A 7054-nucleotide genomic window follows, 5' to 3' on the forward strand; every position below is an offset into this window, starting at 1 on the left:
CGCAACCCTTCGTCAGCCGCCTGTGAAGGATGACCTGTCGGATTCGGACTGGCGAAGTAGCCCGGCCGCTGTCGCGGCTTCACCCCAAGGACCGCCCGGATCTCTCCGGCGGCCCGCCGTGCTGGGTCCTCCACTCCTGCCGATCCACTTCTGTCGACCGGTCATCCGGGCAGCGGCAGGATTCGGCGTCCGCCCGGACCGCCCCGCCGCGGTGGCGGGGGCTTGTCGTCAGCACCGGATCTTCACCTACGGGTATGGGAAAATCACAATGGAACCGGTGATTTGTGGTGTTACTCACCACTCACTCGTTCGGGTGGACGGTGCTGCGTTCGAGGGATGTTGACGCACCGTCCGAGGCTCGGACCTGCGCGGAAGGGCCTCATCGCGCCCTGCGGGCAGGCGTGTTGGGCGGCCGCATCCGGGCCTCGAACGGCGCAGCGGCTACTCCGCGCGACGGTCCACCATTCGGTCCGTTCGTGTCGCGGTGGACGCGTCAACACACGGTGCCGGACCCGGAAGTGACGGTGAGCCCGGACGGTTCTCAGTCCGCTCCCGGCGGCAGGGCGATCCGGGCCGTGCGGCGTTCCCCGTCCAGCACGCGCAGCGCGCGGCCGAGCGTGCGGCCGTGCAACTCGCTCTCGCCGCGCCGGTGCATCAGCGCCAGCGCGTCCCGCAGGGCCGTCGCCCTGCCCACCAGGGCCTGGGCGGCTCGCAGCCCGCGGTAGGTGCCGTGGGTGCCGTCGTATCCGGCGGGATTGATACGGCCGAGGAGGTCGACCACCTCGAGGTACCGGTCGATCAGCTCACCTTCGGCGCGGGTCAGTGCGGGCAGCGGGGGAAGCTCGGGCGGCAGCATCCGGGGCTCACCTCGCGCCGGGCGCGCCGCGCCCGGCCCCGCGGTTCGCGACGATGCCGTCCACCAGCCCGTACGCCCGCGCGGCCGGCGCGTCGAAGACGGTGTCCCGCTCGATGTCGGCGCTGATCCGCTCGCGGCTCTGCCCGGTGTGCTCCGCGAGCATCTCCTCCAGGCGCTCCCGTGTCCGGTTCAACTCCTCGGCCTGGATCACGAGATCGCTGCTCTGTCCCCGCACGGGCTCGGGCAGGCAGGGTTGACCGATCAGCACGCGCGCGCCGGGAAGCGCGAACCGCTTGCCCGGTGTGCCGCCGGCGAGCAGCACCACCGCGGCGGACGCCGCCCGGCCGAGGCAGACCGTCTCCACGTCGCAGGCGATGTAGCGCATCGTGTCGTGGATGGCGGTCATCGCGGTGAAGGAGCCGCCGGGCGAGTTGATGTACAGCGAGACGTCCCGGTCCGGGGCCAGGTGTTCGAGGTGCAGGAGCTGAGCCGCCACATCGCTCGCGCACGTGTCGTCGACCCGGGTGCCCAGGAGCACGATCCGCTCCTCCAGCAGCTTCGCGTACGGATCGTGCGCCCGCTCTCCGTGGTCGGTGCGTTCGGTGGACTCGGGCAGGACGTGACGGGCGGACGGTCGTTTCGGCACGGCGTCTCCTCTTGATCGCTCTGTAAAAAATGTACAGGACGTACGTAACAAGGGGAGGGTGTCCCGCTGAGAGCGAACGAGGTCGCGGTGCGGCGTGTCGGCAACCCGGGGCGAACCGGGATCTTCCGGAGGGGCCGTCGCACCCGCGGTCTAAGCTGGACGGCATGGCCTACGAGATTCCGGTGACGCAAGCCAGGGCTGAGCTCGCCGATCTGATCAACCGCGTGGTCTACGGCGGCGAACGCGTCGTCGTGACGCGGCACGGAAAGCCTCTCGTGGCCCTGGTCTCCGCAGCGGACCTGGAGCGCCTCGCCGAGCTGGACGCCGCCGACGGCCAGGTGGTCAGCACGGTCTCCGGCATCCGTGACGTCTCCTCCGGCCCGCGGGACCGGAGCGGTTTCGGGATCACGGCCGAGCACCGAGGCCCCGGCGCGCCCTGACGGCGGGGGCCGGGAGAGCGCTTCCATGCGCCCGTGGCCGCTGCGGGACGGGCGCATGGACCGGAGTACGGATCGATCGCGCGACCTCGCGCGGGCGTCGACCGCGTGATCAGTCGACCGTGTGATCAACCGGCCAGGGCCGGTGCCCGCTCGGCGTCGGCGGGGCGGGGGGTGTCGGCCGGGCGGCGCCGGGGCAGCGTGCTTCCCAGGAGCACCAGGCCCAGACCGATGACCGCCCACCAGGCCAGCGTCAAGGCGGGCCCGGACGCCGCGGCGCCGTCGAAGAACGCCACCGACCTGAGCAGGGACGCCCCCGCGCCCGGCGGCAGCCACTGACCGATCGTTCCGACCGGCTCGGGGAGCATCTGCGGGGCCGAGGCCGCCCCGGAGAACGGGTTGCCCAGCAGCATGACGACCAGCGACACCAGGGCGACACCGCGCTGCCCGGCCAGCGCCGCCACGCCGGCGACCGCCGCCCCCACCGCCAGCGTCGACAGTCCGAGCGCCCCCGTCTCGACCCACCAGTCGCCCGTGACGACCCCCAGCCAGCTGTCCGCGATCGCGGCGGCGACCACGCCGACCAGGGCCGAGGCGCCGACCAGGGCCGTGACCGCGCGCCGGCCGCGCAGCCCGAGCAGGGTGACCGCCGCGCCCGCGCCGATACCGACCATCGCCATCGGCAGCACGCTCGCCGCCAAGGCGGAGCCGCGAGGGTCGGTCGGGGGCGCGGCCACCACGTCCACCGTGCGGACCCGGACCGGGGAGCCCTCGCTCGCGGCCTGCCGGGTCACCGCCTGCTGGAGCGCCTGCGCGACGACCGGACCGGCCGCCGACGCCGTCAGCAGTTCGGGCCCCCGCGCGGTGACGACGACCGCGCCGTACACGGTCCGGTGCTCGATCGCGTCCCGGGCGGCGGCCTCGTCGGCGTAGCGATGGATCTCGAACGCGCCCTCGTGCCGCGTCAGCCCCTGCTCCGCCTGCGCGGCCGCCGCGGGCGGGCCGGCCACGCCGAGCGGCAGGTGGTGCGGTGCCGTGCGGGCGGCGGGCCAGGCGAACGACCACAGGGCCAGGGCGACGAGCGCGGGTATCAGTACGACGATCGCGACCACGCGGCGGCCGTGCCGGACCTCCGGGACGGGCGACCGCGTGGGTGCGGCGGGGGCTGCGGGCAGGCGGGGCATCTCCTCGGAAAAAAGAAGGATCGTTCGTTTTGGATTCGCCCCCACGGTCCTGGGTCCGGTGCCGCTTGTCAAGAAAGAATGTTCGTTCTACGTTGGGGCCATGGCCCGCGTATCCCAGGAACACCTCGACGCACGACGCCGGCAGATCCTCGAAGGCGCGGCGCTCTGCTTCGCCCGCAACGGTTTTCACGCCACCTCGATGCAGGACGTGCTGAAGGAGGTCGGCCTCTCCGCGGGTGCGGTGTACCGCTACTTCAGCGGCAAGGAGGAGCTGATCGCCGCGGTCGTCGGCGAGGTGCTCGACGTGCTGACCGAGACCTACGAGGCGGCGGCGGTGGAGTCCCCGCCGCCGCTGCCCGACGCGCTGGTCTCGCGCGCGCTGGAGCGCCTCAAGGAGATCAGGCCGGGCGTCCTGGACAAGGGCGAGTGGGTGTTCTCCCGCCTGCTGATCCAGGTCTGGACGGAGATCCTGCGCAATGAGGACCTCAGGGACGTCGTGCACACGGGCTACGAGCGCATCCGGGGCGCCTGGCAGCGGGTGGTGGAGAGCTACAAGGACGCGGGCCTGATCCCGGCCGACGCCGACGCCGACGCCATGGCCCGGGTGATGATCGCCCTCGCCCAGGGGTTCGCCGCGCAGTCGGCCGTCGTGGGCGAGGTGCCCATGGAATCCCTGCGGGAGGGCCTGCGGGCGCTGATGAGCATGCGGTACCCCCTGGATCGGTCACAGGTTGGTTAACGTCCTGGAAACGCGGCACAACTAGCCTGCCCACCCAGCCGCCAGGGACGAGGACTGTGAGGTGGGACGTGCGCCTGACTCCGCACGAGCAAGAGAGGCTGCTGATCCACGTGGCCGCCGACGTGGCCGAGAAGCGGCGGGCCCGCGGTCTCAGGCTGAACCACCCCGAGGCGGTCGCGCTCATCACCTCGCACCTCCTCGAAGGCGCGCGGGACGGTCGCACCGTCGCCGAACTCATGGTCTCCGGACGGGAACTGCTCACCCGTGACGACGTCATGGAGGGCATCCCCGAGATGATCCACGACGTGCAGGTCGAGGCGACCTTCCCGGACGGCACCAAGCTCGTCACCGTCCACGACCCGATCGTCTGACGGGGGCCGCGCCGTGATTCCCGGAGAGATCCTGTTCGCCGACGACGCGGTCGTCCTCAACGAGGGCCGCGAGGTCACCACGCTGACCGTGCTCAACGCCGCCGACCGGCCCGTCCAGGTCGGGTCCCACTACCACTTCGCCGAGGCCAACCCCGGCCTGCACCTCGACCGGGCCGCCGCGCGAGGCAAGCGGCTGAACATCGCCGCCGGCACCGCGGTCCGCTTCGAGCCGGGCATCCCCGTCGACGTCGAACTCGTCCCGCTGGCCGGCGCCCGCGTGGTGCCCGGGCTGCGCGGGGAGACCGGAGGTGCCCTCGATGCCTGAGCTCTCCCGTGCCGCGTACGCGGACCTGTTCGGCCCGACCACCGGGGACCGGATCCGGCTCGCCGACACCGATCTGCTCGTGGAGATCGAGGAGGACCGCTGCGGCGGCCCCGGACTGGCCGGTGACGAGGCCGTGTTCGGCGGTGGCAAGGTCATCCGCGAGTCCATGGGCCAGTCGCGGGCCACCCGGGCGGAGGGCACCCCCGACACCGTCGTCACCGGCGCCGTCGTCATCGACCACTGGGGGATCGTCAAGGCCGACGTCGGGATCCGCGACGGACGGATCGTCGCCCTCGGCAAGGCGGGCAACCCGGACACCATGGACGGTGTCCATCCCGACCTGGTGATCGGACCGGAGACGGAGATCATCGCGGGCAACGGCCGGATCCTCACCGCCGGCGCCATCGACGCGCACGTCCACTTCATCTGCCCGCAGATCGCCGACGAGGCGCTCGCCGCGGGCATCACCACCCTGGTCGGCGGCGGCACCGGCCCCGCGGAGGGCTCGAAGGCGACCACCGTCACCCCCGGTCCCTGGCATCTGGCCCGCATGCTGGAGGCGATGGAGCAGCACCCGCTGAACATCGGCTTCCTGGGCAAGGGCAACACCGTCTCGCACGAGGCGCTGCTCTCCCAGATCCGCGGCGGCGCCCTGGGCCTGAAGCTGCACGAGGACTGGGGCTCCACGCCGGCCGCCATCGACGCCGCCCTCACCGTCGCCGATCGCACGGGCGTCCAGGTCGCCATCCACACGGACACCCTCAACGAGGCCGGATTCGTCGCGGACACCCTCGCCGCCATCAAGGGGCGCGGCATCCACGCGTACCACACCGAGGGCGCGGGCGGTGGACACGCGCCGGACATCATGACCGTGGTGTCGCAGCCGCACGTCCTGCCCAGTTCCACCAACCCGACCCGGCCGTTCACGGTGAACACCGTCGAGGAGCATCTCGACATGCTGATGGTGTGCCACCACCTGAACCCGGCGGTGCCGGAGGACCTGGCCTTCGCGGAGTCCAGGATCAGGCCCTCCACGATCGGCGCGGAGGACATCCTGCACGACCTCGGCGCGATCTCGATCATCTCCTCCGACTCCCAGGCCATGGGCCGGGTCGGCGAGGTCGTGATGCGCACCTGGCAGACGGCTCATGTGATGAAGCGGAGCCGGGGAGCGCTGCCGGGCGACGGCCGTGCGGACAATCGGCGGGTGCGTCGCTATGTCGCCAAATACACCATCAATCCCGCGCTGGCGCAGGGCCTCGCCCGTCATGTCGGCTCCGTCGAGACCGGCAAGCTCGCCGACCTCGTCCTGTGGGAACCCGCCTTCTTCGGGGTCAAGCCGCACCTGGTCATCAAGGGCGGACAGATCGCCTACGCGCAGATGGGCGACGCCAACGCCTCCATCCCCACCCCCCAGCCGATCCTGCCGCGGCCGATGTTCGGGGCGATCGGGCGGGCCCCGGCCGCCACCTCGGTCAACTTCACGGCACCCCTGGCGATCGAGGACGGCCTGCCCGAACGCCTCGGCCTCGGCAAGGAGTTCGTGGCCATCGACTCGACACGCCAGGTCACCAAGGCGGACATGAGGCAGAACGACGCCCGGCCCGACGTGCGCATCGACCCCGACAGCTTCGCCGTCCACATCGACGGGGAACTCGTGGAGGCGGCCCCTGCGGCCGAACTGCCCATGACCCAGCGGTACTTCCTCTTCTGATGTCCCGCGCCGCACTTCTCGTACTGGCCGACGGCCGCTTCCCCGCCGGAGGGCACGCCCACTCCGGAGGCGCCGAGGCGGCCGTACGGGCCCGACGCGTCACCGGGGCCGCCGACCTGGAGGAGTTCTGCCGGGGGCGGCTGCACACGACGGGTCTGGTCTGCGCCGCGCTCGCCGCCGCGGCGGCCCTGGGCGTCGACCCCGTCGCGCTCGACGCGGCCGCCGACGCCCGGACGCCGTCACCCGCGCTGCGCGACACGGCACGCAAGCTCGGGCGGCAACTGCTCCGGGCGGCCAGAGCCACCTGGCCGTCGGAGGAACTCGACGCGCTGGCACGGAGGTTCCCCAAGGGCGCGCATCAGCCGGTCGTCCTCGGCCTCACGGCGCGGGCCGCGGGGCTCGGCGCCGAGGACGCGGCGCACTGCTGCGCGTACGAGAGCGTGAGCGGCCCGGCCTCCGCGGTCGTCCGGCTGCTCAGCCTCGACCCGTTCGAGGCGGCGGCGGTGCTGGCGCGGCTGGCGCCGGAGCTGGACCGTGTCGCCGCCCGGGCGAGCGAGGCGGCCCGGCACGTGCTCCTGGAGGGCCCCGACGCCCTGCCCGCCGACGCGGCCCCGCTGCTGGAGATCGGCGCGCAGGCCCACGCCGTCCTCCCCGACCGCCTGTTCGCGTCCTAAGGGCTGTCCCGTGATCCCCGGCGGGCGCGCGACGACAGCTACGGCACCTCGCCGCGTTGTCGGATCACCCGCATACATCCAGTATGCGGACGACCCTCCGCCTTGCGA

The 7054-nt window shown here is 72.5% G+C and carries 9 protein-coding genes and 1 riboswitch; of the genes, 6 read left to right on the forward strand and 3 right to left on the reverse strand.

The genetic code is table 11. From position 1 onward, the window contains the following. Positions 1–2 precede the first annotated feature (2 nt). Positions 3–198: riboswitch (cyclic di-AMP (ydaO/yuaA leader) on the reverse strand. 343 nt (positions 199–541) lie between these two features. Beyond that, positions 542–856: a hypothetical protein gene (locus AB0C59_RS26235; RefSeq protein ID WP_363008681.1), complete on the reverse strand. Its 315-nt coding sequence runs from the start codon at positions 854–856 to the stop codon at positions 542–544. A gap of 7 nt (positions 857–863) precedes the next feature. Continuing rightward, positions 864–1502, reverse strand: coding sequence for an ATP-dependent Clp protease proteolytic subunit (locus AB0C59_RS26240; RefSeq protein WP_363008683.1), 639 nt, complete (start codon positions 1500–1502; stop codon positions 864–866). Between the two features lie 164 nt (positions 1503–1666). Here AB0C59_RS26240 and AB0C59_RS26245 point away from each other — a divergent pair, with 164 nt between their 5' ends. Then, positions 1667–1942, forward strand: a complete 276-nt coding sequence (locus tag AB0C59_RS26245) for a type II toxin-antitoxin system Phd/YefM family antitoxin (RefSeq protein WP_363008685.1) — start codon at positions 1667–1669, stop codon at positions 1940–1942. A gap of 125 nt (positions 1943–2067) precedes the next feature. On the opposite strand, the gene AB0C59_RS26250 is transcribed toward AB0C59_RS26245, so the two are convergent. Further along, positions 2068–3123 (reverse strand): ABC transporter permease, encoded by a 1056-nt coding sequence (locus tag AB0C59_RS26250; RefSeq protein ID WP_363008687.1) that lies wholly within the window; start codon positions 3121–3123, stop codon positions 2068–2070. 100 nt (positions 3124–3223) lie between these two features. On the opposite strand from AB0C59_RS26250, the gene AB0C59_RS26255 reads away from it, so the two are divergent. The 5 genes from AB0C59_RS26255 to AB0C59_RS26275 all read left to right on the forward strand — a co-directional run bounded on the left by AB0C59_RS26255 (position 3224) and on the right by AB0C59_RS26275 (position 6946). Further along, positions 3224–3862: a TetR/AcrR family transcriptional regulator gene (locus tag AB0C59_RS26255; RefSeq protein WP_363008689.1), complete on the forward strand. Its 639-nt coding sequence runs from the start codon at positions 3224–3226 to the stop codon at positions 3860–3862. A 68-nt stretch (positions 3863–3930) separates the two neighbouring features. Continuing rightward, positions 3931–4233 carry an urease subunit gamma gene (locus AB0C59_RS26260; protein WP_363008691.1) on the forward strand — a complete coding sequence of 101 codons (303 nt, stop codon included), beginning with the start codon at positions 3931–3933 and terminating at the stop codon, positions 4231–4233. Positions 4234–4246: 13 nt separating this feature from the next. After that, complete coding sequence (locus tag AB0C59_RS26265; RefSeq protein ID WP_363008693.1) at positions 4247–4558, forward strand: urease subunit beta; 312 nt, start codon at positions 4247–4249, stop codon at positions 4556–4558. Continuing rightward, positions 4551–6272 (forward strand): urease subunit alpha, encoded by a 1722-nt coding sequence (locus tag AB0C59_RS26270; RefSeq protein WP_363008695.1) that lies wholly within the window; start codon positions 4551–4553, stop codon positions 6270–6272. Before AB0C59_RS26265 ends, AB0C59_RS26270 begins: the two co-directional genes overlap by 8 nt. Beyond that, positions 6272–6946, forward strand: a complete 675-nt coding sequence (locus AB0C59_RS26275; RefSeq protein WP_363008697.1) for an urease accessory UreF family protein — start codon at positions 6272–6274, stop codon at positions 6944–6946. The genes AB0C59_RS26270 and AB0C59_RS26275 overlap by 1 nt, the downstream gene beginning before the upstream one ends. Positions 6947–7054 lie beyond the last annotated feature (108 nt).

Origin of the sequence: Streptomyces sp. NPDC048664 (genome assembly GCF_040650555.1) — a bacterium.
GTDB lineage: Bacteria > Actinomycetota > Actinomycetes > Streptomycetales > Streptomycetaceae > Streptomyces.